This window comes from Streptomyces sp. NPDC101227 (assembly GCF_044767545.1).
Taxonomy (GTDB): Bacteria; Actinomycetota; Actinomycetes; order Streptomycetales; family Streptomycetaceae; genus Streptomyces.
The window spans coordinates 19,666-45,785 of sequence record NZ_JBIWOD010000030.1 but is presented as its reverse complement, the minus strand read 5'-3'; the positions used below and the strand labels follow the sequence as shown (position 1 = coordinate 45,785).

The window sequence follows — 26,120 nt, the reverse complement described above, 5'->3', positions numbered from 1 at the left end:
AAACCGCAGGTCAGAGGCGAATCGGCCGTTACCCCTTGGCGGGTGGCGGCCGTTCGCGTTTAGATGCGTCCTACGAGTTCCTTGTTGACGCGAAGTCTCACGGGGGAGATATGACAATGACCGGCGGCGGCTTCATCAGGCTTCCTGGCGGAAGCGTGGTGGTCGCCCTCTCGCTGCCCAGACCGCCCCACGGCGCGCGCTCGGGCCCCTACGACTGCGGCTGCCGCGTACGGGTCCTGGTCCACGCCGGCAACCGCCAGCGCGCCCTGACCAGGCTGCGCAACCACGGACTGCGGGCCGTCTACCTGCGCGGCAATTCCGAACCGCCGACGCCCGACGAGGTGACGGCCGTACTGCACCACCCCGACGGCCTGGTCTGGCGCGAGACGCCGGACGACGACACCGAGTCCTGGCACCCGATACGCGCCCTCCTGCGGGCCCCCGCCGCCCCGCCTTCCGCCCCGGCCCGGGTGCCGGCGGCCGGCTGAGACACCGGGCGGCGGGCCGCCCGGCCCGTCGCCCGTACCGCCGCGTACCGCTCAGCCGCGGGCGATCACCGGCTTGCCGCTCAGCTCCGCGCCCGCCGCCCGCAGTTCCGCCAGCGCCCGCTCGGTGGTCTCCGCGGCCACGCCCGCGGTCAGATCCAGCAGGACATGGGTGCGCAGCCCGGCGCGCAGCGCGTCGAGGGCGGTGGCGCGGACGCAGTGGTCGGTCGCGATGCCGACCACATCGACCTCGGTGACCGCGCGCTCGCGCAGCCAGTCCGCGAGCGCGGTGCCGTTCTCGTCCGCGCCCTCGAAGCCGCTGTACGCCGCGGTGTGGGCGCCCTTGTCGAAGACCGCGTCGACGGCGCCGGAGGCGACCGCCGGCGCGAAATTCGGATGGAAGCCGCTGCCCTCGGTGCCGGCCAGGCAGTGCACCGGCCAGCTGTGCTCGTAATCCGGGGTGTCGGAGAAATGATCGCCGGGGTCGATGTGGTGATCCCGGGTGGCCACGACATGGCGGTAGCAGCCGCCGGCCGCCTGCCCCACCAGATCGGTGATGGCCGCCGCGACATCCGCACCCCCCGCCACCGCGAGGCTGCCGCCCTCGCAGAAGTCGTTCTGCACATCAACGACGATCAATGCCCGGTGCATGGTGCGTGCCTTCCGGCTGGGAATCGGGGAGGGGAGGGGCGCGGAGTGGTGGTGTGACCGAGGGTAGCCACTCGACGCCGATTGCGGGAGTGGCCGACCGCACTCCCGTCGGCCGCCGGGCGGGAGCCGGGGCACCGGCCCGCGCGCCTTCGCGAGCCGCCGCCCGGCCCGCCCGGCTCACACGTATTCGGTGGGCAGGACCGGCTCGCCGCGGGAGAGCTGGGTCGCCGAGAGCGGCAGCCCGGCGCGGGCGGCGATATGCCGGGCGCGGGCGGCGTCCAGCGGCTCCCGGGCCACCACCTCGCCACCGCGCACCAGCGGCACCAGCAGTTCGTGCCCGTCGAGCTCGTCCGGCAGCGGACCGGTGCCGATGACCTCCGCCTCCGCCACCCCGTCCTCGTCCGGCCGGCGGGCCGCCCACTTCCGGCCGCCCACGGAGGTCTTGCCGCCCATCGACTTCTTCGCCACCGCCCGCAGCGGGGCATCGGGCGCATCGCTGTCGGCGCGCGCGACGAGCTTGTAGACCATCGAGCAGGTCGGGTGGCCGCTGCCCGTCACCAGCTGGGTGCCTACGCCGTACGCGTCCACCGGCGCGGCGGCCAGCGAGGCGATGGCGTACTCGTCCAGATCGCTGGTCACCACGATTCTGGTCTCCTTGGCGCCCAGCTCGTCCAGCTGGTGGCGCACCCGGTGGGCGACCAGCAGCAGGTCGCCGGAGTCGATGCGTACGGCGCCGAGGCCGGGCCCCGCCACCTCCACGGCCGTACGGACCGCTTCGGCGACGTCGAAGGTGTCCACCAGCAGCGTCGTGCCCCTGCCCAGGGTGTCCACCTGGGCGGTGAAGGCGTCGCGTTCGGTGTCGTGCAGCAGGGTGAAGGCGTGCGCGCTGGTGCCGACGGTGGGGATGTTGTAGCGGAAGCCGGCCGCCAGATCGGAGGTGGCGTGGAAGCCGCCGATGTACGCGGAGCGGGACGCGGCCACCGCCGACAGCTCGTGCGTGCGGCGCGCGCCCATCTCCATCAGCGGCCGGTCGCCGGCCGCCACCGCCATCCGGGAGGCCGCCGCGGCCACCGCCGAGTCATGGTTGAGGATCGAGAGGATCACCGTCTCCAGCAGCACCGCCTCGGCGAAGGTGCCCTCGACCCGCATGATCGGCGAGCCGGGGAAGTAGACCTCGCCCTCCGGGTAGCCCCAGATGTCCCCGCGGAAGCGGAAGTCGGCCAGCCATGCGAGCGTCGGCTCGTCCAGGATGCGGCGGTCACGCAGAAAGCCGAGGATGGTCTCGTCGAAGCGGAAATTCTCCACGGCGTCCAGCACCCGCCCGGTGCCGGCGACCACGCCGTAGCGGCGGCCCTCGGGCAGCCGGCGGGTGAAGACCTCGAAGACGGAGCGCCGGTCCGCGGTCCCCGACCGCAACGCCGCCTGCAGCATGGTGAGTTCGTACTGGTCGGTGAAGAGCGCAGTCGACGGCACGGCCACCGGCAGCCCCAGGTCTGCTGTGTTCATGGGAGCGATGCTACCCCCATTTACCGTCACTTTGACGATTTCGGTGACCGGTCCCCATCGCGACCCGCGCGAGGGGCGTTTGTGCGTCGGCCGCCCCCGGGTGGCAGCATGGGGCGTGTGAGTGTCCCAGTGGAGATCGAGCGTCCCGAATCGAGCGAGGCACCGTTCGAGGTTCCCGAACCCGATGTCCCGTGGGTGACGATCGTTCACAACGACCCCGTGAACCTTATGAGCTATGTCTCGTACGTCTTTCAGTCGTACTTCGGCTACTCCAAGGACAAGGCCCATCAGCTGATGCTCGACGTTCACCACAAGGGCCGCGCGGTCGTCTCCAGCGGCAGCCGCGAGGAAATGGAGCGCGACGTGCAGGCCATGCACGGCTACGGCCTGTGGGCGACCCTTCAGCAGGACCGCTGATGGCCGGCCACTTCGAGCCCCTGCCCGACGGCGGTGCCGCCGTCGCCCTCGACGAGGTCGAGATCTCCATCCTGCGCAGCCTCGCCGTCCAGCTGATGGAACTGATCGGCCCGGGGGAGGAGAACGGCGAGGCCGACGACCCGCTCGCCGCCATCTTCAACGACGGCCCCAGCGAACCGCCCGCCGACCCGGTCCTGGCCCGCCTCTTCCCCGACGCCTACGGCGGCCCCGACCTCGTCCCCGACGACGACGTCCGCGCAGCCGCCGCCGAATTCCGCCGCTACACCGAGAACGACCTGCGCGCCCGCAAACGCGAGGACGCCCTCGCGCTGGTCCGCGCGCTGGACGCACTGAGCCCCGGCATCGACCAGGGCGCGGTGCTGCGCCTGAAGCCCGACGAGTGCCGTCAGTGGCTCGGCGCCCTCAACGACCTCCGGCTCGCCATCGGCACCCGCCTGGAGGTCACCGACGAGGAGGACGGCGGCGAGCTGCTGCGGCTGCCCGACACCGACCCGCGCAAGCCGATGGTGATGGCCTACCTCTGGCTCGGCGGGCTCCAGGAGACCCTCGTCGAGTCATTGATGGGCTAACCATCGTTAAAGCCGGATTTTTCGCCCCGGCCGGCACGTCCGGCCGGGGCACCCGCATATATGCCTGGTGTTCGCTCAGCGGATGCTCAAATCCGGATAACGATCGCGTCACCAGGGTGGAGCGCCTTGTCGCGACTCTTTACCTTTGTCCGTATTTTCCTGTGACCTGTCCCACTCCGACATTAGTTGATCTCCGTAGGACCGTGATAAATGTTCACGACCTGCCGTGAGTGACGCCACCCCTGTCGCTGCGGGAGCGCTTAGCCGGCCGACCGTCGGCGTGCAGGAACTCCATCCGGGGGGTCGGGACCCGACCCGGACAGACCGGGTCGGAATGGAGAAAGGCGCACCACTCATGACCTCTGTGCAGGTCGACAAGCATCACGACGGCAACGAGGCCGCTGGAACCGCGCCCGAAGAGGGCTACCAGCGGGGTCTGGGAAACCGCCAGATCCAGATGATCGCCATTGGTGGCGCCATCGGTACTGGCCTGTTCCTCGGAGCGGGCAAGGCCATCTCAATGGCCGGGCCGAGCATCATCCTGGCCTACGCCATCGTCGGGCTGGTCATCTTCTTCATCATGCGGGCCCTGGGCGAGCTGCTCATGTACCGGCCCGTATCGGGCTCCTTCTCCGAGTACGGCCGGGAATTCCTCGGGCCGTTCATCGGCTTTGTGACCGGCTGGACATACTGGCTTTTCTGGGTCGTCACCGGCATCACGGAAGTGACCGCGGCGGCCACGTATGTGCAGTACTGGAACAAGGGCATACCGCAATGGGTGTCCGCACTGGTCTTCACCGTCGCGCTCTTCGGCATCAACCTGATCTCCGTAAAGCTCTTCGGCGAGCTGGAATTCTGGTTCTCGATGGTCAAGGTCACCGCGATCATCGGCATGATCCTGATCGGCCTCGGCGTGATCACCCTCGGCTTCTCCAACGCCGGTGACACCGCCTCCTTCACCAACCTGTGGTCCCACGGCGGCTTCTTCCCCAAGGGCATCGGCGGCACGCTGATGACGCTGCAGATCGTGATGTTCGCCTTCCTCGCCGTCGAACTCGTCGGCGTCACCGCGGGCGAGGCGACCAACCCGAAGAAGGTCCTGCCCAAGGCGATCAACACCGTCCCGTGGCGGATCGGCCTCTTCTACATCGGCGCGCTGATCATCATCCTGTCCGTCGTCAGCTGGACGGTCTTCAAGCCGGGCGTCAGCCCCTTCGTCGCCGCCTTCCAGCAGATCGGCCTCCCCGCCGGCGCCGGCATCGTCAACTTCGTCGTGCTGACCGCCGCGCTCTCCTCGGCCAACTCCGGCATGTACTCCACCGGCCGGATGCTGCGCGACCTCGCGCTCAACGGCCAGGGACCGAAGTTCTTCACCCAGCTGAGCAAGAACGGCCTGCCCACCTGGGGCACCGGAGTCTCCGTCGGCATGATGCTGTTCGGCGTCTGGATCAACTACCAGTGGCCCGGCGACGCCTTCAACTACGTCGTCTCCTTCGCCACCATCTCCGGCATGTGGGCCTGGATTGTCATCCTGCTCTCCCAGCTCCGCTACCGCGCCAAGGCGAACCGCGGCGAGCTGCCGCAGTCCGAGTTCAAGGCTCCTGGCAGCCCCTACACCTCGGTCTTCGCGCTGGCCTTCATCGCCATGGTGATCGTGATGATGGGCGTCGACCCGGACGCCCGCGTCTCGCTCTACGCGGCCCCCATCTGGGCGGTCATCCTGGGCGTCGGCTACCTGTGCATCAAGCGCCGCGGCTCCGCGGACGGCGCCGCGCAGCGGGACGCCGTCCCGGCCGGCGGCGACGCCAAGAAGTGACGCAGCACCCCGGCGGAACGGGCTGAGCGGCCCAACCGTCCAGCATGCGGGCCCGTGCGTACCACCCCTCGGTACGCGCGGGCCCGCATGCCTATTCTTGGCCCCATGCTGACCCTCACCAAGGCCCTTTTCGACCAGATCGTCGAGCACGCCCGCCAGGACCACCCCGACGAGGCCTGCGGCGTGGTCGCGGGCCCGGCCGGCAGCGGCCGCCCCGAGCGGTTCATCCCCATGCTGAACGCCGCCCGCTCGCCCACGTTCTACGAATTCGACTCCTCGGACCTGCTCAAGCTCTACCGCGAGATGGACGACCGGGACGAGGAGCCCGTGATCATCTACCACTCGCACACCGCCACCGAGGCCTACCCGTCCCGGACGGACATCTCGTACGCCAACGAGCCCGCCGCCCACTACGTCCTGGTCTCCACCGCCGACGCCGACGACGCCGGACCCTTCCAGTTCCGCTCGTTCCGGATCGTCGACGGCCAGGTCACCGAGGAAGACGTCGAGGTCGTGGCGGCCTACGCCTGACCGCCCGACGGGCCTCACCCATGATCGCGTCCCACCTGGCGTACACCGATCGTCCGCATCATGGGACGAGGTTCCAATACCCGGACCGGGAATCGATACGATGACCGCATGGTTGACCACGACGTGAGCGAGAAGAAGGGACCGGGCATGCTGCTGCTCGCTCCGCTCGCCACGCGTCGCTCCGCATCTGCCCTGCTGGGCGCGTTCGGCTGCGGAGCCGCACGGCTGCACGTCGATCTGTGCCGCCTCTCCAGCGCCATCTGTCCGCGCTGCGCCGCCGCCTGACCCGGCTCCCAGCCGACCACGCGGCGCGCACCGCCCGGCGCTCCCGCACCCCCGCGTCACCCGCCGCCCCCGGCACGCCGTACGGCCCCAGCGCCGCCCCGCGCCCGGACGCACAGCACCCGCCCGCCACCCCACTCCCACAGGAGCACTCCCATGGCCATCGAGGTCCGAATCCCGACCATCCTGCGCACCTACACCGACGGCGAAAAGGCCGTCGAAGGCAGCGGCGACACCCTCGCCGACCTCTTCGCCGACCTGGAGACCCGGCACACCGGCATCCGCGAGCGCCTGGTCGACGGCGAGCAGCTGCGCCGCTTCGTGAACGTCTACCTCAACGACGAGGACGTCCGCTTCCTCGAAGGCATCTCCACCAAGCTGGCCGACGGCGACAGCGTGACGATCCTCCCGGCCGTGGCCGGCGGAATGGTCTGACGGTGCGGTACGACTCCCCGCTGGCGGCGGTCGGGAACACCCCTCTCGTCCGCCTGCCGCGCCTCTCGCCCTCCGACGACGTCCGCATCTGGGCCAAGCTGGAGGACCGCAACCCCACGGGCTCGGTCAAGGACCGGCCCGCGCTGCACATGATCGAACAGGCCGAGAAGGACGGCCGGCTCACCCCCGGCTGCACGATCCTCGAGCCCACCAGCGGCAACACCGGCATCTCGCTCGCCATGGCGGCCAAGCTCAAGGGCTACCGCATGGTGTGCGTCATGCCGGAGAACACCTCCTCCGAGCGCCGCGAACTGCTCGCCATGTGGGGCGCCGAGATCATCTCCTCGCCCGCGGCCGGCGGCTCCAACACCGCCGTACGCGTCGCGAAGGAGCTGGCCGCCGAGCACCCCGACTGGGTGATGCTCTACCAGTACGGCAACCCCGACAACGCCGGTGCGCACTACGCCACCACCGGGCCCGAGATCCTCGCCGACCTGCCCTCCGTCACCCACTTCGTGGCGGGCCTGGGCACCACCGGCACCCTGATGGGCGTCGGCCGCTATCTGCGCGAGCAGGTCCCCGGCGTCCAGATCGTCGCCGCCGAGCCCCGCTACGACGACGTCGTCTACGGCCTGCGCAACCTCGACGAGGGCTTCATCCCCGAGCTCTACGACGAGTCCGTCCTGACCACCCGCTTCTCGGTCGGCTCCGAGGACGCGGTCCGCCGCACCCGCGAACTCCTCGCCGAGGAAGGCATCTTCGCGGGCATCTCCACCGGCGCGGCGCTGCATGCCGCGATCGGCGTCGGCAAGAAGGCGGTGAAGGCGGGGGAGAGCGCCGACATCGTCTTCGTCGTCGCCGACGGCGGCTGGAAGTACCTCTCCACCGGCGTCTACACCGCCGAATCGACGGAGGCGGCGATCGCCACTCTGCACGGCCAGCTCTGGGCCTAGCCCGACCGACAGCGGCCAGAACCCCGCCGCCGTGGCCTCGCGCCACGGCGGCGGCGCATTTCCGGCGCCGCCCCGCAACGGCGACCGGCGGGAGACCGGCGACCGCACGCCCCACGACGCCGCACATCCGTTCCCCGCCGCGCCGCGAGCCACCCCGTACCGCCGCGCACGTCCGACGGAATCGAAGACGGCGGAAAGCCGGACGTACGGCCCCACCCGGACTGGTGATTCCGCCCACAGCTCGCCCCGCTGGAGGCGCCTGGGGACCTTTTGCGCCTTACGCTCGTGGGCACCGCACAGACCATCCAAGACCTGTCACACACCGGCAAGGACCCGCCGAGACACCCCGCATGGACCGTTCCCCGCGCTCTCCACGGCTCCCCCGAACTCTCGACCTCACTCGAGCAGGGGGTACCCCGATGAGCAGGGGAGACCCCTATCCCGCCGCCCCACGCCCACGGAGGTTCACGCCCGCATGAAGCTCACTGTCGTCGGATGCTCGGGGTCGTTCCCTTCCACGGAATCGGCCTGCTCGAGCTACCTCCTGGAGGCCGACGGCTTCAGGCTGCTCATCGACATGGGCAATGGCGCCCTCGGCGAGATGCAGCGCCACATCGGTCTCTACGACCTGGACGCCATACTCCTGTCGCATCTGCACGCGGACCACTGCATCGACCTGTGCGGCTATTTCGTGGTGCGCTACTACCGTCCGGACGGCGGCCGTTGCGCGCCGTTGCCGGTCTACGGCCCGGCCGGCACCGAGCGCCGGCTGACCGCCGCGCACGCCGACCTGCCCTACGACGGGGCGATGAGCGAGGTCTTCGACTTCCGCACGCTCGAGCCCGGCACCCAGACCATCGGGCCGTTCACGATCCGCACGGAACGGGTCTGCCACCCCGTGGAGGCGTTCGGCTTCCGTATCGAACACGCGGGCCGGACCCTGACGTACTCCGGTGACACCGGGCCCTGCGAGGCGCTGGACACCCTCGCCGCGGGCACCGACTTCTTCCTCTGCGAGGCGTCCTTCACGCACGGCAAGGAAGACATCCCGGACCTCCACCTCAACGGCCGGGAGGCCGGCGAGCACGCCCGCCGGGCCGGCGCCGGCCGCCTGGTGCTGACCCATATCCCGCCGTGGACCGACCCGGACATCAGCGTCCGCGACGCGCAGAAGGTCTACGACGGCCCGGTCGAGGTCGCCAAGGCGGGCGCGGCGTACGAGATCTGAAGGCGCGCGGCAGGGCCGGCCGGAGCAGGTGGCCGTAAGACCCGCCGCTTGCCGGGAACGCCGACGGCCTCCCCGCTTCTCGGCGGGGAGGCCGTCGCGCTGTGCGGGGTCCGGGCCTACTTGGCCACGGAGACCGTGCCCTTGGCCTCGGCCTTGGCGTCGTCCTTGGACTTGGCCTCGGCGTTGTCCTCGGCCTTGGCCTTGCGGTTGCCCTTGGCCTGCTCGGCCTCGGGCAGCTCCTCGTCGGGCTCACGGCCCGGCGTGGGGAGGTTGAACTTGATGATGGCGAAGCGGAAGACCGCGTAGTAGAGGGCGCCGAAGCAGAGCCCCACCAGTGCCAGCATCCAGGGTTTGGACGCGATGCCCAGGTTGAGCAGGAAGTCGATGGCGCCGGCGGAGAAGCCGAAGCCGTCCTTCATGCCCAGGGCCCAGGTCAGCGCCATCGACACACCCGTGAGTACCGCGTGGATCGCGTACAGCACCGGCGCGATGAACATGTAGGTGAACTCGATCGGCTCGGTGACGCCGGTGACGAAGGCGGTCATGGCGAGCGAGAGCATCATGCCGCCGACGACCTTGCGGCGCTCCGGGCGGGCGCAGTGCGTGATCGCGAGGCAGGCCGCGGGCAGCGCGAACATCATGATCGGGAAGAAGCCGGTGGTGAACTGCCCGGCGCTCGGGTCGCCGGCCAGGAAGCGGGCGATGTCGCCGTGCTTGCCGTGGAAGTCGCCGGCCTGGAGCCAGGGGAAGGAGTTCAGCAGGTGGTGCATGCCGACCGGGATCAGCGCGCGGTTGGCGACACCGAAGATGCCGGCGCCCACGGCGCCCGAGCCGACCAGCCACTCGCCGAAGTTGTGCAGTCCGGCGCCGAGCACCGGCCAGATGTAGCCGAAGACGATGCCGATGACCAGGCCGGCGAACGAGGAGAGGATCGGGACGAGCCTGCGGCCGCTGAAGAATCCGAGCCAGTCGGGGAGCTTCTTGCGGCTGTAACGCTGATACAGAAGGGCGACCACGATGCCGATCACGACGCCGCCGAGCACGCCCGCGTTCACCGGCGGTGCGACGTGGGCTATCTTCCCGTCGACCACCTGGTCGACCTTGGGCAGGTTGTCGTCGGTGAAGGTGCCCAGGACCTTGCTGAAGACCAGGTAGCCGACCACGGCGGCCAGCGCGGTGGAGCCGTCCGCCTTCTTGGCGAACCCGATGGCGATGCCCACGGCGAACAGCAGCGGCATGTTGTCCAGCAGGGCGCCGCCGCCCGCCGCCATGAACCCCGCGAGCTTGTTCAGGAAGCCCGGAAACGACTCCCGGCCGAGCATGTCGGGCTGGCCCAGGCGGACCATCAGCGCGGCGGCGGGCAGCGTGGCGATCGGCAGCATGAGGCTGCGGCCGATGCGCTGCCCCACTGCCATGACGCTGGAGCCGCGGCCCTTCTTGCCGGGGGCCGCCTTCGCGGCAGTGTCCGAACTCATCGGATTCCTCCTGGTGAGGCGGGCACTCGGAAGAGGGGGACGGCCCGCTGAATGTGTGGTCTACCCTTGGCTTTTGGGCCCACCTTGGTCTACACCACTGGTGGTTTAGACCATTCTTAGCACGCCGTCCCGGCACAACGGAATCCATCGTTCCCAGTGGTATGGACCACAAGCCGACGACCCCCGGGTCCAAAGACCCGAGAGCCGCCTCCTGCCGGGCGTTCCACCGCCTACTTGATGTTCTCCGCCTCCATGGCGTCCCCCACCTCGTCCGGCTCGCGACCCGGCGTCGGCAGATCGAATTTCGTGATCACGAAGCGGAAGACGGCGTAATACACCACCGCGAAACACGCCCCGATCGGAATGATCAGCCAGGGCTTGGTCGCCAGCCCCCAGTTGATGACGTAATCGATCAGCCCCGCCGAGAAACTGAAGCTGTCGTGCACCCCCAGCGCCCAGCTCACCGCCATCGAGACGCCGGTCAGCAGCGCGTGCAGCACGTACAGCACCGGCGCGACGAAGAGAAACGAATACTCGATGGGCTCGGTGATGCCGGTCACGAACGAGGTCAGCCCGACCGACAGCATCATCCCGGCGATCTCTTTACGGCGATGCGGCTTGGCGCAGTGCGCAATGGCCAGCCCCGCCGCCGGCAGCGCAAACATCATGATCGGGAAAAACCCCGTGGTGAACTGGCCCGCGGTCGGATCGCCCGCAAAAAACCGGCCGATGTCACCATGCACGACCGTGCCGTCCGGCTCCGTATAACTGCCGAACTGGAACCACATGAACGTGTTCAGGAACTGATGCAGCCCGATCACCAGCAGCGCACGGTTGGCGACACCGAAAAGCCCCGAACCCAGCCAGTCCAGATCGGTCAGCCATTTGCTGAACGCGGTCAGCGCATCGCCGATCGGCGGCCAGATCCACAGACACACCACCGCGAAGACCAGGCCGATGAAGGCCATCACGATCGGCACGAGCCGACGGCCGTTGAAGAAACCCAGCCAGTCGACCAGCCGCACCCGGTGCAGCCGCTGCCAGAACCAGGCGGCGAGAAAACCCATCACAATGCCGCCGAAAACCCCCGGATTCTGGAACGTCGCCTGAGTCGCGGCCCCGCCCTTCTCGACGCACACCCCGCCCCACGGCCCCGCCTGCGCGAACGTCTGCCCCGGAGCGCAGATCACCGGGAACTGATGCAGCACCGAGAAATAGACGAGAAACCCCGCCACCGCGGCCAGCGCCGTCGAGCCGTCCGCCTTCTTCGCCATGCCGATCGCGACGCCGATGCAGAACAGCAACGGCAGCCCCAGCCCCGAATCCAGCAGCGCGCCGCCCGCACCCGCGAACACCTTCGCGACGTTGTCCCAGCCCAGCCCCTTGTCGCCGAAAACATCCGGCTGGCCGAGCCGGTTGAGGATGCCCGCCGCGGGCAGCACGGCAATCGGCAACTGGAGGCTGCGGCCCAGCTTCTGCATGCCCTGAAAGACGGCCGACGCCCGCGACTTCGCCGGTTTCTTCCTCGGCGCCGCCGCCGCTGCGTCCGAACTCATCCGCTTCCTCCCTCCGGCCGTCCACCACCGTCCGCCGCTTGCCGCATACTGGTGGTGTAGACCACTTGGGGTGCGCGCCGGTGCCGCCCGGCACGCACTCAGGTGATCGCCATCCTTCGCCAGATGGCACCCAGCCGCCCACATAGTTGGGCTGAACGTGCAAAGCCGCACACAGACGCCTCATCTGCGTGCATTACGGTGGAAAAACCGCTCGGCGGAGCCGCCGGCGGCCGAGACAAGCAGGAGTGGACATGGCCAGCAAGGCTGAGAAGATCGTCGCCGGGCTCGGCGGACTCGACAACATCGAAGAGGTCGAGGGCTGCATCACCCGCCTCCGCACCGAAGTCGCCGACGCCGACCTGGTCGACGAGGCCGCCCTCAAGGCCGCCGGCGCCCACGGCGTCGTCAAGATGGGCACCGCGATCCAGGTCGTCATCGGCACCGACGCCGACCCCATCGCCGCCGAGATCGAAGACATGATGTGAGCTGAGCCCCACGGCTCACCACCGCGCACCCGCGCACCCCGCAGGGCCCCGTACCGGCCGCCTCACCGCCACCGGAACGGGGCCCCGCGCACAACCGCTAGGCTCATCGCCATGTCTCGCATCGACGGCCGCACCCCCGAACAGCTCCGCCCGGTCACCATCGAACGCGGCTGGAGCAAGCACGCCGAAGGATCCGTCCTCATCTCCTTCGGCGACACCAAGGTCTTCTGCACCGCCTCCGTCACCGAAGGCGTCCCGCGCTGGCGCAAGGGCAGCGGCGAAGGCTGGGTCACCGCCGAATACTCGATGCTGCCCCGCTCCACCAACACCCGCGGCGACCGCGAATCCGTACGCGGCAAGATCGGCGGCCGCACCCACGAAATCTCCCGCCTCATCGGCCGCTCCCTCCGCGCCGTCATCGACTTCAAGGCCCTCGGCGAGAACACCATCGTTCTCGACTGCGACGTCCTCCAGGCCGACGGCGGCACCCGCACCGCCGCCATCACCGGCGCCTACGTCGCCCTCGCCGACGCCATCACCTGGGCCCAGGGCAAGAAGCTCATCAAGCACGGCCGCCAGCCCCTGACCGGCACCGTCTCCGCCGTCAGCGTCGGCATCGTGGGCGGCATCCCCCTCCTCGACCTCTGCTACGAGGAAGACGTCCGCGCCGAAACCGACATGAACGTCGTCTGCACCGGCGACGGCCGCTTCGTCGAGGTCCAGGGCACCGCCGAAGCCGAACCCTTCGCCCGCGACGAACTCAACGCCCTCCTCGACCTCGCCGTCACCGGCTGCACGGACCTGGACGCCGCACAGCGAGAAGCGCTGGCCCGAACCCTCTGAACGGGACCGCCCACAGGGGCGCAACCGGGCACCCCTCTCCCTAGCCGCCCCTTCACACCCTTTTCCGGACGTTCCTGGCGCCCCGTCAACCAAAACGGGGCGCCAAGCGTTTCTCCCCATACCCGCTCATGACTCCAGGGAGGACCCGTCCCATGCCCCCGCGCACGCCCCGCCGCCCCCGCCCCGCCCTCACCGCACTCGCCGCGCTGACCGCCGCCACCCTCGCGATACCGCTGCTCTCCGCCTGCGACGCGGTCAACAAGGCCATGGACTGCGGCCGCACCGCCACCGCCGTCGTCGACGCCGTCGACAAGCTCCAGCAAGCCGTGGGGAACTCCCTCGACGACCCCCAGAAGGCCGAGCAGGCCCTCGACGACATCGACCAGAACCTCAAGAAGGTCAGGGACTCGTCGAGCGACCCCGACCTCTCCGCCGCCATCGACAAGATGAACACCGGCATCAAGAACGCCCGCAAGGACATCAAGGCCACCAAGGCCCCCGACATCCAGCCCATCACCGACACGGCCGGCGACATGACCAAGATCTGCACCCCAGGCTGACCTCACCCTGCCCCCGGACGACCGCTCCCGCACCCGGGATAATCACTACCCATGCAGCCTCGAACCGGCGGGCACACCGCACCCCGCACCCGCCTCATCCTCGCCACCCGCAACGCCGGCAAGATCACCGAACTCCGGGCCATCCTGGACGCCGCCGACCTCGACGTCGAACTCGTCGGCGCCGACGCCTACCCCGACGTCCCCGACGTCAAGGAAACCGGCGTCACCTTCGCCGAGAACGCCCTCCTCAAGGCCCACGCCCTGGCCCGGGCCACCGGCCACCCGGCCGTCGCCGACGACTCCGGCCTCTGCGTCGACGTCCTCGGCGGCGCCCCGGGCATCTTCTCCGCCCGCTGGGCCGGCCGCCACGGCGACGACCTGGCCAACCTCGACCTCCTGCTCGCCCAGCTCGGCGACATCGCCGACCCCCACCGCGCCGCCCACTTCGCCTGCGCCGCGGCCCTCGCCCTCCCCGACGGCACCGAACGAGTCGTCGAGGGCACCCTCGACGGCACCCTCCGCCACACCCCCTCCGGCACCGGCGGCTTCGGCTACGACCCCATCCTCCAGCCGCTGGGGGAGTCCCGTACCTGCGCCGAACTGACCGCGGACGAGAAGAACGCCATCAGCCATCGTGGGAAGGCGTTCCGGGCGTTGGTGCCGGTGGTTCGGGAGTTGTTGGGCTGAGAGACGCCAGAGGGGCCACCCTTGGGATGGCCCCTCTGTACGTGTGCGGCCGGTGGGATTCGAACCCACACGGGCTTTCGCCCACTGCGATCTAAACGCAGCTCGGCTGCCAGTTACGACACGGCCGCGTGCACGGCCATGGTACCGGTCATCCCGCTTTCGTTTGGGGGGAACCTCGACGGCCCCCTCGACACCAGGTGCTGGTGATCGCGTGACAGTTGGGGCACAGCAACCGCAGGTTCTCGCGCCTGTCGTCGCTCCAGTCCCCGTTGATGTGGTCGACCTCCAATGTCATGGGCTTGCCGAGCCATTCCTGGCCGGTGCCGCACTCGGCGCACTCCTCAGATACGCCCACTTCGCGGAGCGCTCGGCGCAGCAGACGGGTTCGCGTCCGGTACCTCCCGTCATGCGTCACCAATATGTCTTCGGGGCGCTTGGCAGGAACCACGCTCGGCTTTCCGCGTTGATGCGCCTGCCCCAGGAAGTGGGAGAGGTCGAGACGGTCCTGGGCCACCCATGTATGGAACAGGGTGCGCACCCTGCTGCTGTAGGGCTTATGCCCGAGCGCGCGGAGAGCGCCGGCGATGGACGTCGCTTCCTCGATCGCGCGGCGCAGCTCATCGGCGGCCGGTTTGGCGGGTCCTCCCTTGATCCTCCTCTGCCGTGACATGTGGGAGACATCGATGCCGAAGTGCTCGAAGCGCCTGAACAGGTAGCTGCGGAGCCTGCCGTACGGCTGGGTGCCCAAGAACGCAATGACTTCGTCGATGTCGGAACACTGCGCGGCAGCTTCACTCAGTCGCTCGCGGGTGTACTGCACGCCGCGCCTCAAGCGGCGCCGCCCCTGGTGCGTCCCTTGCCCCGACCACGGTAAGTGTCCGTCGTCGAATGGCAGTTGGGGCAGAGTAACCGCAGGTTTCCGATGCGGTTGTCCCGCCAGTTGCCGTCGATGTGGTCGACTTCAAGCGGCAGCGGATGTCCTCGCCAGACCGCTTCCGTGCCGCAGCATGCACATCGCTCAGGGACGCCCAGGGTCGTCATCGCCGACTTGAGGCGGTCGCTCGGGATGCGCCGGGCTTGCGGCCCCGCCTGCTCGACGAGCACGTGCTCGGGCGTCCGGGGACGCCAGGGCCTGCCTCGCCTCGCCGGTGCTTGAAAGTGCGAGGTGTTGATCCCGTATGCCTTAATGCGCCGGGCAATGTTGGTCTGGTGGCCGCCTACGCAATCGAGCCCGAGTCGGCGTACGACTTCGTTCACGCTCGTGGACACGGCGACCACAGGCTCAAGAATCTCCTTCGTCCACTTGGTCCCCTCCCGCTCGAAGTGCGACGTGTCCACCCCCAGCTTCCTCATCCGCTCCCTGATGTAGTTCCGCTTCCCACCCCGCGGATCCACCCCCAACTTCCCCAACGTCTCCGACAACGTCCGCGAAGACGACGCCGCCGCCTCCAGGCGTTCCCGCGTGTACGGACTGACCGGCATGCTTCCCCCTCGTCCGGCGCGCCGGGCCCACCCCCGCGCGCGTCTGCTCTCTCGAACAGAACGACGATCGAACGCGGAGTCGGTCACGCCGGAAAGGGTGAGCGAGAAAGGGGGAGCGGGAAAGGGGCCCCGGGGCGCAAAGCCCCAAGGCCCCAACAGCCCCAGTCGTTTCTCAGAAGCGTGGTTCCGGGGTCTGGGCCTCGATCAGTTCCACGGCTTCTTCCCTGGTGGCGACCGAAGGGGGTGAGCCCTCCAGGGGCTGCTGGGCCGTTTCCTTCATGCAGGCCACGGCGATGACGCCTACCAGGGCGGCGCCCATTGTGTAGTAGGCGGGGACCATGACGTTTTTGTCGAAGGCGTCCATCAGGGCGGTGATCACCAGGGGGGTGGTGCCGCCGAAGAGGGATACGGCGAGGTTGTAGCCGATGGAGAGGGAGCCGTAGCGGACGTTGGTGGGGAAGAGGGCGGGGAGGGCGGCGGACATGGTGCCCAGGAGGCAGACGAGGGAGAGGCCCAGGAGGGCCATGCCGGCGATGACGGCGGCCATGCTGCCCTGCTTGACCAGGAGGAATGCGGGGATGGCGGTGATGAAGAAGCCGAGCATGCCGGTCATCAGGAGGGGCTTGCGGCCGTAGCGGTCGTTGAGCTTGCCGATGGTGCTGAGGATGCACATCAGCACGATCATCGTGCCGAGGAGGATCAGCAGGCCGTGTGATTCCTTGTATTTGAGGGTCTCGGTCAAATACGTCGGCATGTAGGAGAGCAGCATGTAGTCGGTGATGTTGTAGGCGCCGACCAGGGCGATGCAGAGGATGAGCGTGGGCCACTGCTGGGCGAAGATTTCGCTCAGTTTCTTCTTCGGGGCGTTTTCGGAGAGGTGGGAGAATTCCGATTCCGCCTCGACGACGGAGCCCGTCGCGGAGTGGGTCTGGGAGGCTTCCAGCTTCTGGAAGGCCGGGGTCTCGTCGAGCTTGACCCGGAGGTAGAGGCCGACGAGGCCCAGCGGGCCGGCGATCAGGAAGGGCAGGCGCCAGCCCCAGGAGGACATGGCCTCGGAACCCAGGAAGGTGTTGAGGAGCAGGACGATGCCGGCCGCTCCCGTGTAGCCGATGAGGGTGCCCATTTCGAGGAAGCTGCCGAAATAGCCGCGCTTTTTGTCGGGGGCGTATTCGGCGATGAAGGTGGAGGCGCCGCCGTATTCGCCGCCGGTGGAGAAGCCCTGGACGAGGCGGAAGAGGATGAGCAGGGTCGGCGACCAGAAGCCGATGGCGGCGTAGGAGGGGATGAGGCCGATGCAGAGGGTGCCCAGCGCCATCATGATCATGGTGAGGGCCAGGACCTTCTTGCGGCCGATGCGGTCGCCGAGCGGGCCGAAGTAGGCGCCGCCGAGGGGGCGTACGAGAAAGGCCACGGCGAAGGTCGCGAAGGACGAGAGGAGGCTCGTCGTGTCGCTGCCGCCGGGGAAGAAGACCTTGCCGATGGTGACCGCGAGATAGCTGTAGATCCCGAAGTCGAACCATTCCATGGCGTTACCGAGAGCGGCCGCCTTCACGGCCCGCTTGACCACCTTTTCGTCGGTGATGGTGATATCGGTGCGCCGCAGCTTGGGGTTCTTGCGCCGGGCGATGGCGCGGAAGAGGACGCGATGCCGCCGGAGCGCCTCTCTGTCTTCGTTTACGTGTTCCGCTGCGGTGCTCCCGTTGGCCACGAGGCGGTCCTCTCGGTCGGTCGGCGCGTGATGCGCGGTGGGGATGACGACAGATACGACAGGTGCGCCTGCGCAGTAAGCGCGGGTCCAAACCACTCTGGCCGAAATTCGTGGGATCCGCGATGCGGGTCATGGGCCGGTCGAGGGGTCACGGGGCCGCGGGGAGTGGGGGCGCCGGTTCGCCGGTGTGTCGGCGGATCGGGCGGTCTGTTACAGGGCTGGTACACAGTCGAGTGGTTATTGCAGCGTTCAAGCAATCAGGTTGTGTGGGGGAGAGGGGAACGTGACGGTCTGGAAACCGCTCTTTCGTAGCGTGTGGCGCTTATCGGCGGGGTCAGATCGGGTCGGGTTCCGGGCGCGCGGTGTGTTTGCTGGTGGGGGTACGGGGCGCGAGCCCCGGGAGGAGAACGTGATGACCGAGCGCGCAGGGTCCGGCCGGGCTCGTGGGCGTACCGCTGTGCTGGCGTTTGTCCTGGTGACGGTGCTGGCGGCCGGCGGGGTGTGGTTCAGCCAGGCCCCGGACCGCGCGTCGGCGGTGGACGCGGCGCCGAAGACGGCGGCGGTGCAGGACGTCAAGGAGGACGCCCAGGAGGACGTTCAGGGGCCGGGCGGCCTGCCCGGGGTGCGGGACTGTGGGATCGGCAAGCCGGCGGTCAAACCGCAGGCGATCACGCTGACCTGCGCGGATGCCGGGATGGTGGCGACCGCGATCACCTGGGACCGGTATGGCGCGCGGGAGGCGGAGGGCACCGGCGTGGTGCAGGTGGACAAGACGGCCGCGGGCGTGGGGACGGATTCCGGGTTCCCGGCGACGTTCCGGCTTTACGGTGTCAAGACGATCGATGGGACGCGGGCCTTTACGGGGCTCGAGGTGACGTACGACGGCTCGACGCCGTTCGGTGACACGACGGAGATGTACAACCTCGCGTGATGGGGATTCGAGGCCGGATCGCCCTGGCCATTTCTTGTGTGACGGCGCTGGCTGTGGTGGTACTCGGGCTGGCGGTGCACCACATAGCGGATGCGGAGCGGGAGCGGTCGGCGCGGTCGTATCAGGACGACCGACTGAGTTCGGCGCTGCAGATCTATGAGCGGGACAGCAAGCTGGTGCTGGGCGCGCAGCTGGATGATGCGACGTTGCCTTCGCCGTTGCGGGATGCGGTGTTCAAGAACCGGTCGGGGACGTATGTCAGCGGGGGTGAGGATCCGCGGGTGTGGGCGGCGACCGGCGTCGGTGACGGCGGTGGGGGCCGTCCGAAGCGCTCGTTGTCGGTGTCGGCGGCGTATCCGGACGACGATCCGGCGCAGATGGCGCTGGACCGGGCGCTGCTGATCGCGGGGTGCGGCACGGTGCTGCTGATGGCGGTGGTGTCGTGGTTCGTGGCGCAGCGGCTGTCGCGGCGGCTGCGGCTGAGTGCGGCGGCGGCCCGGCGGATCGCGGCGGGTGCGCCGCCGGATGCGGATGCGTTGGCGAGCAATGGTCGCGACGAGGTGGCCGAGCTGGGCCGCAGCGTGCATCACATGGCGATGTCGTTGGCGGCGCGGGTGGAGGCGGAGCGGGAGTTCACCGCGGATGTGGCGCATGAGCTGCGGACGCCGGTGGCGGGGCTGGTGGCCGCGGCGGGGCTGTTGCCGCAGCCGCGGGCGGTGGAGCTGGTGCAGGACCGGGCGCAGGCGATGCGGCGGCTGGTGGAGGACCTGCTGGAGGTTTCGCGGCTGGATGCGGGGGTGGAGCGGGCGGATCTGGATGCCTGTGAGCTGCCGTCGCTGGTGCGCGGGATCGTTCGGCGGGCGGCGCGGCAGCGTGGGGTGGACGAGGTGTCGGTGGCCGTGGAGGGGGAGGCGGTGATCGTGGAGACGGACCGGCGGCGGGTGGAGCGGGTGCTGGTGAATCTGCTGGCGAACGCGGCGAAGCACGGTAAGCCGCCGATCGAGGTGGTGGTGCAGGGGACGCGGATCGTGGTGCGGGATCACGGTCCGGGGTATCCGGCGGAGTTGTGTGCGGAGGGGCCGCGGCGGTTCCGTACGGCGGCGCCGGAGCGGGGCACGGGGCACGGTCTGGGGCTGACGATCGCGGCGGGGCAGGCGGAGGTGCTGGGGGCGCGGCTGGACTTCGGCGCCGCCGCGGAGGGCGGCGCCGAGGCCGTGCTGGAGCTGCCGGACCGTACGGAGTCGGCGCCGGGCAGCGGTGTTCGGCTCGCGGTAGCCGACAACGGCTCGTGCCCCGGGTCGTCCTGACGCGGGGCCGGCCGGGGAGGTCAGAGCCCCAGGTCCTTGATGATCTTGGCGACGTGGCCGGTGGCCTTGACGTTGTAGAGGGCCCGCTCGACCTTGCCGTCCTCGTCGAGGATGACGGTGGAGCGGATGACGCCGGTGACGGTCTTGCCGTAGAGCTTCTTCTCGCCGAAGGCGCCGTAGGCCTCGAGGACCGTCTTGTCGGGGTCGCCGAGCAGCGTGACCTTGAGTTCTTCCTTCTCGCGGAACTTGGCGAGCTTTTCCGGCTTGTCGGGGGAGATGCCGATGACGTCGTAGCCGTGGCCGGCGAGGAAGTCGAGGTTGTCGGTGAAGTCGCAGGCCTGCTTGGTGCAGCCGGGGGTCAGGGCGGCGGGGTAGAAGTAGACGATGACTTTGCGGCCCTTGCGGTCGGCGAGCGAGACCTGCTTGCCGTCGGCGTCGGGCAGGGTGAAGGCGGGGGCGGTGTCGCCGGGCTGCAGTCGCTCGCTCATGGTTCTCCTCGGGCTGGATCGGTATGCCCCGACCCTAGCCAGCTGGGCCGGGCGATGGGTGCGGGGGCGTCTCGGCTGCGCGAAACGGGGGTGCTGTGGGGCGTGTACGGGTGTGAGCTGACAGACTGTTCATCACGGATGGCGCGAGACGACGGAGGCAGCGCGGTGGCGGAGGCCAGGACCCCGGCGCAGATCGAGGCGGACATCGTTCGCAGGCGGCAGGAGCTCGCCGTGACGCTCGACGAGATCGGTGTGCGGCTGCACCCGAAGACGATCATGGGCGATGCGAAGGCGGCGACCGCGGCGGCGGTGGACCGTACGGCGGGGCGGGCGTATGTGGCCGCGCAGCGTGCGGTGTCGGATGTGCGGATGCAGCTGGTGTCGGAGGACGGGGTGCCGCGGCTGGAGCGGATCGTTCCGGTGGCCCTGATCGGTGTGGCGGTGGTGGGTCTGCTGGCGCTGAGCGCCAAGCGGCGCCGTTCGTAGCGCGATCGTGGCCGGCCGTCGGTGCGTGGTGCCCGGCGTCGGGCAGGTACGGTCATGCCGTGAGCCCGAATAACACCAAGGAAACCCACGACAAGCTGCCGATCCGGATGCTGCACGACCGTGTGCTGGTCCGGACGGACATCCCCGAGGGCGAGCGGCGCTCGACCGGGGGCATCGTCATTCCGGCGACCGCGGCGGTCGGCCGCCGCCTGGCCTGGGCCGAGGTGGTCGCGGTCGGGCAGAACGTGCGGACCGTCGAGGTGGGGGACCGGGTGCTGTACGACCCGGAGGACCGTGCCGAGGTCGAGGTGCGCGGTGTGGCGTATGTGCTGATGCGCGAGCGCGATCTGCATGCGGTGGCCGCGGAGCGGCTGGAGGGCGCGGACGATTCGACGGGTCTGTACCTGTAGCCGACGGGCCTGTACGTGTGGTCGGCGGGCGGGTGCCCGCGGCTTTTCCCCTGTTGGTCCTGGCGGGCGGTGACCGAGGTCACCGCCCGTTCTGTCTGCCGCTTGCTAGCCTCGTAAACACCCGACGAGACGCGCCGTACCGGGTCACGACAAGACGACGCACCCCTGTTGAAGCTGTTGCAGCGTGTTCACGGAGGTGCCGTCATGGCATGGGTCCTGCTTGTCGTCGCCGGTCTGCTGGAGGTCGGCTGGTCGGTCGGGATGAAGTTCACCGAGGGTTTCACCCGGCTGTGGCCGAGCGTGTTCACCGGCGGGGGCATCGTCGTCAGCATGTTGCTGCTCTCGTACGCGGCCCGGACGCTGCCGATCGGCACGGCCTACGGCGTCTGGGTCGGTATCGGTGCGGCCGGCGCGGCGGTGGTGGGGATGGTGGTGCTCGGGGAGCCGATGACCGCGGCCCGGATCTTCTTCATCTGTCTGCTGCTGGTGGCGGTGGTGGGGCTCAAGGCGACGTCGGGTCACTGAGCGGGCCGGGGGCGGGGCCGTGGCCCGCTTGGTCATGGCCCGGCTGCGAGGCCCTCCCACAGTGCCCGGCGCCCCGTATACGCCTCCGCGCCTTCCTCTCCCTCCGGGCCCACGGTCGGGAAGTCGTCCGTGGGCTCGGTGGTGGGCGGTTCGGTCGGGAAGGTGGGGCTGGGCGGTTCGACGGTCGGTGCGGTGGGGGCGCCGGTCGTCGGGGGGCCGGAGGTGCCGGGCGCGGTCGGTTCGGTGCTGGTGGGCGGGGCGGATTCGCCGGGCGGTTCGGGGGCCGTGGTCGTCGGTTCGGGGGGCAGGCTTTCGGCGCCCTCTTCCAGCTGGAGGTCGAAGTCGGTGATGGGCTGCCCGTCGAGGGCGGCGGCGGTGTAGTCGGCCCAGATCTCGGCGGGGAAGCCGCCGCCGTTGATACGGGGCAGGCCGCCCGCGCCGTAGAGCGGCTCCTGGGCGGCGCTTTGTGGGTTCTGGCCCAACACCGCGACCACGGTGGCGAGTTCGGGGGTGTAGCCGGCGAACCAGGCGGCCTTGTCCTTCTCCGCGGTGCCGGTCTTGCCGGCCGCCGGGCGCCCGGCGCCCTGGGCGGCGGTGCCGGTGCCGCCGTCGACGACGCTCTGCAGGATGGAGGTGGTGGTGTCGGCGGCACCGCGGTCGAGGGCGAGGCGCTCGGGGCGGGCGGGCAGCGGGAGGTCCTCGCCGCTCTTGGAGACCTCGTCGACGAGGGTGTACGGGCGCTGGGTGCCGTGGTGGGCGAAGCTCGCGTAGACCTGGGTCATTTCCAGGACGCTGGGGGTGGCGGTGCCCAGTGAGATGGCGCCCTGGGACGTGGCGAGGCTGGGGGTGCCGGCGGGGATGCCCAGGGCGACGGCGGTCTTCCTGACCTTGGCGGGGCCGACGTCGATGCCCATCTGGGCGTAGACGGCGTTGACGGACTTGTCGGTGGCTTCGGTGACGGTGATCGGGCCGTAGGAGCGGTCGTCCTCGTTGGCCGGGGCGAAGCCGGTGGGGGAGCCGTCGCTGAGGGTCATGCGTTTGTTGGTGCCGTCGTAGACGGTGTCGGGGGTGATGGGTTCGCCGTCCTGGGTGGTGGAGCGGTTCTGTACGGCGGAGGCGAAGACGATCGGCTTGAAGGTGGAGCCGACCTGGTAGTCGCGGCGGGTGGCGCTGTTGACGTACTGCTTGGCGTAGTCGATGCCGCCGTACATGGCGACGACCCGGCCGGTGGCGGGGTCGATGGAGGCGCCGCCGGCCCGGACGTAGGTGTCGACCTTGCGGGAGTGGTCGAGCTGGTCCATCAGGCGGTTGTCGACGGCGTCGACGAAGGCGTTCTGGCGGGTCTTGGAGAGGGTGGTGGTGATGCGGTAGCCGCCGGCCCGCAGGGTGTCCTCGTCGAGGATCTTGTTGCCGGTCAGGTAGTCCTTGACCGCTTCGACGATGTAGCCGCGCTGGCCGGAGAGCCCGGCGGAGGCCTTGACGGGTCCGGGTTCGGGGAATTTCATGGCGTCGCGTTCGGCGTGGCTCAGCCACTTCTTCTTGACCATGCCGTCCAGGACGTAGTTCCAGCGTGACAGGGCCCGCCGCTTGTTTTCGGGGTGGGCGGTGATGTCGTAGGCGCTGGGGGCGTTGAGGAGGGTGGCGAGGTAGGCGCCCTCGGCGGTGGTGAGCTGTTCGGAGTTCTTGCCGTAGTAGGCCTGGGCGGCGGCCTGGATGCCGTAGGCGTTGCGGCCGTAGTAGCTGGAGTTGAGGTAGCCCTCCAGGATCTCGTCCTTGGTCTCCTCGCGGTCGAGCTTGATGGCGATGAAGAATTCCTTGGCCTTGCGGGTGAGGGTCTGTTCCTGGCCGAGGTAGTAGTTCTTGACGTACTGCTGGGTGATGGTCGAGCCGGACTGCTTGCCCTTGCCGGTGACGGTGTTCCAGGCGGCGCGGACCATGGCGGCGGGGTCGACGGCGGACTCGGAGTAGAAGTCGCGGTCCTCGGCGGCCAGCACGGCCTGCTGGGTGGATCTGGGGATCTGGCCGAGCCTGACGTTCTCGCGGTTGACGTCGCCGTCGCGGGCCAGGAACGAGCCGTCGGAGTAGAGATAGACGTTGCTCTGGGCCTTGGCGGCGCTGTTGGCCGGGGGGATGTCCACGAGGAGGTATCCGGCGGCGAGGCCACCCACGATCACCAGCAGGAACAGCACCACGGCGGCCAGCGCCATCCGCCAGGTGGGGATGGCGCGGCGCCAGCCGGTGCGCCGGGGGCGTGAGGTGGAGTCCCGGGCGGGCGTCCTGTCCTCCGGATCGTCGCTCATGTCTTTATGGACTCCTCGGCGGCCGCCGAAGGTTGTGCCGCGGCGGATCGATATGACGTCGGGGAATCGTGCGCGATGCCCAAATAGGTGCGCTCGCCCGATAAGGAAGTGAAAGCCCTGTTGGAGCACTGTCGCATCATGTGTCCCGGTCGCGTGGGGTGGCGCGCACCGTTGACCGCTCCCTGACCGGCCGGATGGCGCCCCTGACTCACCCGAACCGGTGATAAAGCGTTGGTGCGCCCCGCATCTGCCCAACTAGGCTCCGATGCTTTGCCGCTCGATGACAAGAGGCGCGGCGGGCGGGTGCACGCGGGACGACACCAGTGGGGGGCGCGGAGGTGTGGTACACGGCCGTGGCGGCCGGCGGCTTCCGCCGGTACGCCACCTATCGGGTCGCGACGGTGGCGGGCGTCTTCACCAACACCGTGTTCGGCTTCATCATCGCCTACACCTACCTCGCCCTGTGGGCCGAGCGCCCTCATCTGGGCGGCTACGACCAGGCGCAGGCGCTGACGTTCGTGTGGACCGCGCAGGCGCTGCTGGCGTCGTCGGCGCTGATGACGGGCGGCGGCCTGGACGAGCTCCAGGAGCGGATCCGCAGCGGCGACATCGCGGTCGACCTCTACCGCCCCGCCGACCTCCAGCTGTGGTGGCTGGCCGCGGACATGGGGCGGGCCGGGTTCCAGCTGATCGGGCGCGGGATGGTGCCGATGGCGGTGGGTGCCGTCTTCTTTCCGCTGGCGCTGCCCCACGAGGCGCTGACCTGGCTGACGTTCGCGCTCTCGGTGCTGCTCGGGCTGCTGGTCAGCTTCGGGCTGCGCTATCTCGTCTCCCTGGCGTCCTTCTGGCTGCTCGACGGCGCGGGCCTGGCCATGATCAGCGGTCTGGCGTGCCTGTTCTTCTCGGGGATGGCGCTGCCGCTGCGGGCCTTTCCCGGAGCCTTCGCCGAGGTGGCGCAGCTGCTGCCGTGGGCGGCGATCCTCCAGGTGCCGGTGGATGTACTGATCGGCGCGCGGACCGGCGGATCGCTGCTGCAGGGGCTGGTGTTCCAGGCGGCGTGGGCGGTGGCGCTGCTGGCGCTGGGGCGGCTGGTGCAGCGGGCCGCCACGCGCAAGGTGGTGGTGCAGGGTGGCTAGCGGGGCCGTCGGGGAGCGGACGGGCCGGGCGGTGACCTGGGCGTACGGCCTGCGCGCGTACGCCTTGATCGTCGGGATGTGGATCCGCTCCACCCTCGCCTACCGGACGTCGTTCGCGCTGATGGCCGTCGGCAACTTCGCCGCCAGCGGCCTGGACTTCGTCGTCATCATGCTGATGTTCTCCCAGACCGACGTCCTGGGCGGCTTCTCGCTGCCCGAAGTCGCCTTTCTCTACGGCACCTCCAGCTTCTCGCTGGGACTTGCGGACCTGGCGCTCGGCAGCATGGACCGGCTCGGGGCGCGGGTGCGCGACGGCACCATGGACATCCTGCTGCTGCGGCCCGTGCCGGTCTTCGCGCAGGTCGCCGCGGACCGCTTCGCGCTGCGCCGGCTGGGCCGGATCGGGCAGGCGGCGCTGGTGCTGGGCTGGTCGCTGACCCGGCTGGAGGTGGACTGGACGGCGGGCCGGGTGCTGCTGGTGCCGGTGACGGCGGTGTGCGGCGCGGTCATCTTCGCGGCGGTGTTCACGACCGGCGCGGCCTTCCAGTTCTGGGCGCAGGACGCGGCCGAGGTGCAGAACTCCTTCACCTACGGCGGCAACGCCATGCTCCAGTACCCGCCCACGGTCTTCGCCAAGGACCTGGTGCGCGGGGTCACCTTCATCATCCCGCTGGCCTTTGTGAACTGGCTGCCCGCGCTGCGCCTGATGGGCCGCCCCGACCCCCTGGGGCTGCCGGGCTGGGTCGATTTCCTGGGGCCCGCGGTGGCGGCGCTGATGGCCGCGGGCGCGGGGCTGGCGTGGCGCTGCGGGCTGCGCGCATACCGGAGTACGGGGAGCTGAGGAGGG

General features: G+C 69.6%; 29 protein-coding genes, 1 tRNA gene and 1 riboswitch. Of the genes, 20 read left to right on the top strand and 10 right to left on the bottom strand.

Annotated elements, in window-relative coordinates; translation table 11 throughout:
- Positions 1-110 precede the first annotated feature (110 nt).
- A complete protein-coding gene (locus ACIRPT_RS39245; RefSeq protein WP_403836427.1) occupies positions 111-488 on the top strand; it encodes a hypothetical protein in 378 nt (125 codons plus the stop codon).
- A 51-nt stretch (positions 489-539) separates the two neighbouring features.
- Here ACIRPT_RS39245 and ACIRPT_RS39240 read toward each other — a convergent pair whose 3' ends face one another.
- Together ACIRPT_RS39240 and ACIRPT_RS39235 are read right to left on the bottom strand one after the other, a co-directional pair.
- Positions 540-1,136, bottom strand: a complete 597-nt coding sequence (locus ACIRPT_RS39240; protein WP_403836425.1) for an isochorismatase family protein — start codon at positions 1,134-1,136, stop codon at positions 540-542.
- A 177-nt stretch (positions 1,137-1,313) separates the two neighbouring features.
- The gene (locus ACIRPT_RS39235) at positions 1,314-2,642 is read right to left on the bottom strand and encodes a nicotinate phosphoribosyltransferase (protein WP_403836423.1); all 1,329 of its coding nucleotides are present in this window, start codon (positions 2,640-2,642) and stop codon (positions 1,314-1,316) included.
- Between the two features lie 108 nt (positions 2,643-2,750).
- Between ACIRPT_RS39235 and clpS the strand changes: the two genes are divergently transcribed.
- From clpS to ACIRPT_RS39195, 8 genes are all read left to right on the top strand, one after another.
- On the top strand, positions 2,751-3,059 hold the full coding sequence (gene clpS, locus ACIRPT_RS39230; protein WP_403510713.1) for an ATP-dependent Clp protease adapter ClpS: 309 nt from the start codon (positions 2,751-2,753) through the stop codon (positions 3,057-3,059).
- Positions 3,059-3,649 carry a DUF2017 domain-containing protein gene (locus tag ACIRPT_RS39225; RefSeq protein ID WP_403510716.1) on the top strand — a complete coding sequence of 197 codons (591 nt, stop codon included), beginning with the start codon at positions 3,059-3,061 and terminating at the stop codon, positions 3,647-3,649. The genes clpS and ACIRPT_RS39225 overlap by 1 nt, the downstream gene beginning before the upstream one ends.
- A 355-nt stretch (positions 3,650-4,004) precedes the next feature.
- Complete coding sequence (locus ACIRPT_RS39220; protein ID WP_403836421.1) at positions 4,005-5,465, top strand: amino acid permease; 1,461 nt, start codon at positions 4,005-4,007, stop codon at positions 5,463-5,465.
- A 105-nt stretch (positions 5,466-5,570) separates the two neighbouring features.
- A complete protein-coding gene (locus ACIRPT_RS39215; protein ID WP_403836419.1) occupies positions 5,571-5,996 on the top strand; it encodes a Mov34/MPN/PAD-1 family protein in 426 nt (141 codons plus the stop codon).
- 108 nt (positions 5,997-6,104) lie between these two features.
- Positions 6,105-6,281, top strand: coding sequence for a putative leader peptide (locus ACIRPT_RS39210; protein WP_403510724.1), 177 nt, complete (start codon positions 6,105-6,107; stop codon positions 6,279-6,281).
- 153 nt (positions 6,282-6,434) lie between these two features.
- The gene (locus ACIRPT_RS39205) at positions 6,435-6,713 is read left to right on the top strand and encodes a MoaD/ThiS family protein (RefSeq protein WP_403510727.1); all 279 of its coding nucleotides are present in this window, start codon (positions 6,435-6,437) and stop codon (positions 6,711-6,713) included.
- A 2-nt stretch (positions 6,714-6,715) separates the two neighbouring features.
- The gene (locus ACIRPT_RS39200; RefSeq protein ID WP_403836416.1) at positions 6,716-7,666 is read left to right on the top strand and encodes a PLP-dependent cysteine synthase family protein; all 951 of its coding nucleotides are present in this window, start codon (positions 6,716-6,718) and stop codon (positions 7,664-7,666) included.
- Positions 7,667-8,141: 475 nt separating this feature from the next.
- Complete coding sequence (locus ACIRPT_RS39195) at positions 8,142-8,894, top strand: MBL fold metallo-hydrolase (protein WP_403836414.1); 753 nt, start codon at positions 8,142-8,144, stop codon at positions 8,892-8,894.
- 116 nt (positions 8,895-9,010) lie between these two features.
- On the opposite strand, the gene ACIRPT_RS39190 is transcribed toward ACIRPT_RS39195, so the two are convergent.
- Together ACIRPT_RS39190 and ACIRPT_RS39185 are read right to left on the bottom strand one after the other, a co-directional pair.
- Positions 9,011-10,369, bottom strand: a complete 1,359-nt coding sequence (locus ACIRPT_RS39190; protein ID WP_403836412.1) for a PTS transporter subunit EIIC — start codon at positions 10,367-10,369, stop codon at positions 9,011-9,013.
- A gap of 230 nt (positions 10,370-10,599) precedes the next feature.
- Positions 10,600-11,925 (bottom strand): PTS transporter subunit EIIC, encoded by a 1,326-nt coding sequence (locus ACIRPT_RS39185; protein ID WP_403836410.1) that lies wholly within the window; start codon positions 11,923-11,925, stop codon positions 10,600-10,602.
- Between the two features lie 245 nt (positions 11,926-12,170).
- Between ACIRPT_RS39185 and ACIRPT_RS39180 the strand changes: the two genes are divergently transcribed.
- The 4 genes from ACIRPT_RS39180 to rdgB all read left to right on the top strand — a co-directional run bounded on the left by ACIRPT_RS39180 (position 12,171) and on the right by rdgB (position 14,500).
- Complete coding sequence (locus ACIRPT_RS39180) at positions 12,171-12,410, top strand: glucose PTS transporter subunit EIIB (protein ID WP_403510744.1); 240 nt, start codon at positions 12,171-12,173, stop codon at positions 12,408-12,410.
- 111 nt (positions 12,411-12,521) lie between these two features.
- Complete coding sequence (gene rph / locus ACIRPT_RS39175; RefSeq protein ID WP_403510746.1) at positions 12,522-13,253, top strand: ribonuclease PH; 732 nt, start codon at positions 12,522-12,524, stop codon at positions 13,251-13,253.
- 152 nt (positions 13,254-13,405) lie between these two features.
- Positions 13,406-13,813 carry a hypothetical protein gene (locus ACIRPT_RS39170; RefSeq protein ID WP_403836408.1) on the top strand — a complete coding sequence of 136 codons (408 nt, stop codon included), beginning with the start codon at positions 13,406-13,408 and terminating at the stop codon, positions 13,811-13,813.
- A 51-nt stretch (positions 13,814-13,864) separates the two neighbouring features.
- Entirely contained in the window at positions 13,865-14,500 is a 636-nt protein-coding gene (rdgB, locus tag ACIRPT_RS39165) for an RdgB/HAM1 family non-canonical purine NTP pyrophosphatase (RefSeq protein WP_403836406.1), read from the top strand.
- Between the two features lie 44 nt (positions 14,501-14,544).
- Here rdgB and ACIRPT_RS39160 read toward each other — a convergent pair.
- The 4 genes from ACIRPT_RS39160 to ACIRPT_RS39145 form a co-directional block, all read right to left on the bottom strand.
- Positions 14,545-14,628: transfer RNA gene (locus tag ACIRPT_RS39160), tRNA-Leu, on the bottom strand.
- Positions 14,629-14,648: 20 nt separating this feature from the next.
- Positions 14,649-15,320, bottom strand: coding sequence for an HNH endonuclease (locus tag ACIRPT_RS39155; RefSeq protein ID WP_403836404.1), 672 nt, complete (start codon positions 15,318-15,320; stop codon positions 14,649-14,651).
- Between the two features lie 8 nt (positions 15,321-15,328).
- Positions 15,329-15,982 (bottom strand): HNH endonuclease, encoded by a 654-nt coding sequence (locus ACIRPT_RS39150; RefSeq protein ID WP_403836402.1) that lies wholly within the window; start codon positions 15,980-15,982, stop codon positions 15,329-15,331.
- 172 nt (positions 15,983-16,154) lie between these two features.
- Positions 16,155-17,690 (bottom strand): MFS transporter, encoded by a 1,536-nt coding sequence (locus ACIRPT_RS39145; RefSeq protein WP_403836400.1) that lies wholly within the window; start codon positions 17,688-17,690, stop codon positions 16,155-16,157.
- A 412-nt stretch (positions 17,691-18,102) separates the two neighbouring features.
- On the opposite strand from ACIRPT_RS39145, the gene ACIRPT_RS39140 reads away from it, so the two are divergent.
- Both ACIRPT_RS39140 and ACIRPT_RS39135 read left to right on the top strand, forming a co-directional pair.
- Complete coding sequence (locus ACIRPT_RS39140) at positions 18,103-18,621, top strand: hypothetical protein (RefSeq protein WP_403836398.1); 519 nt, start codon at positions 18,103-18,105, stop codon at positions 18,619-18,621.
- Positions 18,621-19,928 (top strand): sensor histidine kinase, encoded by a 1,308-nt coding sequence (locus ACIRPT_RS39135; RefSeq protein WP_403836396.1) that lies wholly within the window; start codon positions 18,621-18,623, stop codon positions 19,926-19,928. The genes ACIRPT_RS39140 and ACIRPT_RS39135 overlap by 1 nt, the downstream gene beginning before the upstream one ends.
- 20 nt (positions 19,929-19,948) lie before the next feature.
- Here the strand turns inward: ACIRPT_RS39135 and bcp are convergent, their stop codons facing one another.
- The gene (bcp, locus tag ACIRPT_RS39130) at positions 19,949-20,416 is read right to left on the bottom strand and encodes a thioredoxin-dependent thiol peroxidase (RefSeq protein ID WP_403510766.1); all 468 of its coding nucleotides are present in this window, start codon (positions 20,414-20,416) and stop codon (positions 19,949-19,951) included.
- 165 nt (positions 20,417-20,581) lie between these two features.
- Between bcp and ACIRPT_RS39125 the strand changes: the two genes are divergently transcribed.
- From ACIRPT_RS39125 to ACIRPT_RS39115, 3 genes are all read left to right on the top strand, one after another.
- Positions 20,582-20,902: a DUF3618 domain-containing protein gene (locus tag ACIRPT_RS39125; protein ID WP_403836463.1), complete on the top strand. Its 321-nt coding sequence runs from the start codon at positions 20,582-20,584 to the stop codon at positions 20,900-20,902.
- A 107-nt stretch (positions 20,903-21,009) separates the two neighbouring features.
- Positions 21,010-21,312, top strand: coding sequence for a co-chaperone GroES (locus ACIRPT_RS39120; RefSeq protein WP_362703681.1), 303 nt, complete (start codon positions 21,010-21,012; stop codon positions 21,310-21,312).
- Between the two features lie 97 nt (positions 21,313-21,409).
- Positions 21,410-21,476, top strand: a riboswitch (guanidine-III (ykkC-III) riboswitch).
- A gap of 40 nt (positions 21,477-21,516) precedes the next feature.
- The gene (locus tag ACIRPT_RS39115; protein WP_403510768.1) at positions 21,517-21,837 is read left to right on the top strand and encodes a DMT family transporter; all 321 of its coding nucleotides are present in this window, start codon (positions 21,517-21,519) and stop codon (positions 21,835-21,837) included.
- A gap of 32 nt (positions 21,838-21,869) precedes the next feature.
- Here ACIRPT_RS39115 and ACIRPT_RS39110 read toward each other — a convergent pair whose 3' ends face one another.
- Positions 21,870-24,137, bottom strand: coding sequence for a transglycosylase domain-containing protein (locus ACIRPT_RS39110; protein WP_403836393.1), 2,268 nt, complete (start codon positions 24,135-24,137; stop codon positions 21,870-21,872).
- Positions 24,138-24,475: 338 nt separating this feature from the next.
- Between ACIRPT_RS39110 and ACIRPT_RS39105 the strand changes: the two genes are divergently transcribed.
- Positions 24,476-25,273: an ABC transporter permease gene (locus tag ACIRPT_RS39105; RefSeq protein ID WP_403836391.1), complete on the top strand. Its 798-nt coding sequence runs from the start codon at positions 24,476-24,478 to the stop codon at positions 25,271-25,273.
- Positions 25,274-25,349: 76 nt separating this feature from the next.
- Complete coding sequence (locus ACIRPT_RS39100) at positions 25,350-26,114, top strand: ABC transporter permease (RefSeq protein ID WP_403836461.1); 765 nt, start codon at positions 25,350-25,352, stop codon at positions 26,112-26,114.
- Positions 26,115-26,120 lie beyond the last annotated feature (6 nt).

Bases quoted from the DNA above. Each gene is read 5' to 3' on its own strand.
- ACIRPT_RS39245 (WP_403836427.1), top strand. From the start codon at position 111: ATGACAATGACCGGCGGCGGCTTCATCAGGCTTCCTGGCGGAAGCGTG.
- ACIRPT_RS39240 (WP_403836425.1), bottom strand. From the start codon at position 1,136: ATGCACCGGGCATTGATCGTCGTTGATGTGCAGAACGACTTCTGCGAG.
- ACIRPT_RS39235 (WP_403836423.1), bottom strand. From the start codon at position 2,642: ATGAACACAGCAGACCTGGGGCTGCCGGTGGCCGTGCCGTCGACTGCG.
- clpS (WP_403510713.1), top strand. From the start codon at position 2,751: ATGGGGCGTGTGAGTGTCCCAGTGGAGATCGAGCGTCCCGAATCGAGC.
- ACIRPT_RS39225 (WP_403510716.1), top strand. From the start codon at position 3,059: ATGGCCGGCCACTTCGAGCCCCTGCCCGACGGCGGTGCCGCCGTCGCC.
- ACIRPT_RS39220 (WP_403836421.1), top strand. From the start codon at position 4,005: ATGACCTCTGTGCAGGTCGACAAGCATCACGACGGCAACGAGGCCGCT.
- ACIRPT_RS39215 (WP_403836419.1), top strand. From the start codon at position 5,571: ATGCTGACCCTCACCAAGGCCCTTTTCGACCAGATCGTCGAGCACGCC.
- ACIRPT_RS39210 (WP_403510724.1), top strand. From the start codon at position 6,105: ATGGTTGACCACGACGTGAGCGAGAAGAAGGGACCGGGCATGCTGCTG.
- ACIRPT_RS39205 (WP_403510727.1), top strand. From the start codon at position 6,435: ATGGCCATCGAGGTCCGAATCCCGACCATCCTGCGCACCTACACCGAC.
- ACIRPT_RS39195 (WP_403836414.1), top strand. From the start codon at position 8,142: ATGAAGCTCACTGTCGTCGGATGCTCGGGGTCGTTCCCTTCCACGGAA.
- ACIRPT_RS39190 (WP_403836412.1), bottom strand. From the start codon at position 10,369: ATGAGTTCGGACACTGCCGCGAAGGCGGCCCCCGGCAAGAAGGGCCGC.
- ACIRPT_RS39185 (WP_403836410.1), bottom strand. From the start codon at position 11,925: ATGAGTTCGGACGCAGCGGCGGCGGCGCCGAGGAAGAAACCGGCGAAG.
- rph (WP_403510746.1), top strand. From the start codon at position 12,522: ATGTCTCGCATCGACGGCCGCACCCCCGAACAGCTCCGCCCGGTCACC.
- ACIRPT_RS39170 (WP_403836408.1), top strand. From the start codon at position 13,406: ATGCCCCCGCGCACGCCCCGCCGCCCCCGCCCCGCCCTCACCGCACTC.
- rdgB (WP_403836406.1), top strand. From the start codon at position 13,865: ATGCAGCCTCGAACCGGCGGGCACACCGCACCCCGCACCCGCCTCATC.
- ACIRPT_RS39150 (WP_403836402.1), bottom strand. From the start codon at position 15,982: ATGCCGGTCAGTCCGTACACGCGGGAACGCCTGGAGGCGGCGGCGTCG.
- ACIRPT_RS39140 (WP_403836398.1), top strand. From the start codon at position 18,103: ATGACCGAGCGCGCAGGGTCCGGCCGGGCTCGTGGGCGTACCGCTGTG.
- ACIRPT_RS39135 (WP_403836396.1), top strand. From the start codon at position 18,621: ATGGGGATTCGAGGCCGGATCGCCCTGGCCATTTCTTGTGTGACGGCG.
- bcp (WP_403510766.1), bottom strand. From the start codon at position 20,416: ATGAGCGAGCGACTGCAGCCCGGCGACACCGCCCCCGCCTTCACCCTG.
- ACIRPT_RS39120 (WP_362703681.1), top strand. From the start codon at position 21,010: ATGCTGCACGACCGTGTGCTGGTCCGGACGGACATCCCCGAGGGCGAG.
- ACIRPT_RS39115 (WP_403510768.1), top strand. From the start codon at position 21,517: ATGGCATGGGTCCTGCTTGTCGTCGCCGGTCTGCTGGAGGTCGGCTGG.
- ACIRPT_RS39110 (WP_403836393.1), bottom strand. From the start codon at position 24,137: ATGAGCGACGATCCGGAGGACAGGACGCCCGCCCGGGACTCCACCTCA.
- ACIRPT_RS39100 (WP_403836461.1), top strand. From the start codon at position 25,350: ATGTGGATCCGCTCCACCCTCGCCTACCGGACGTCGTTCGCGCTGATG.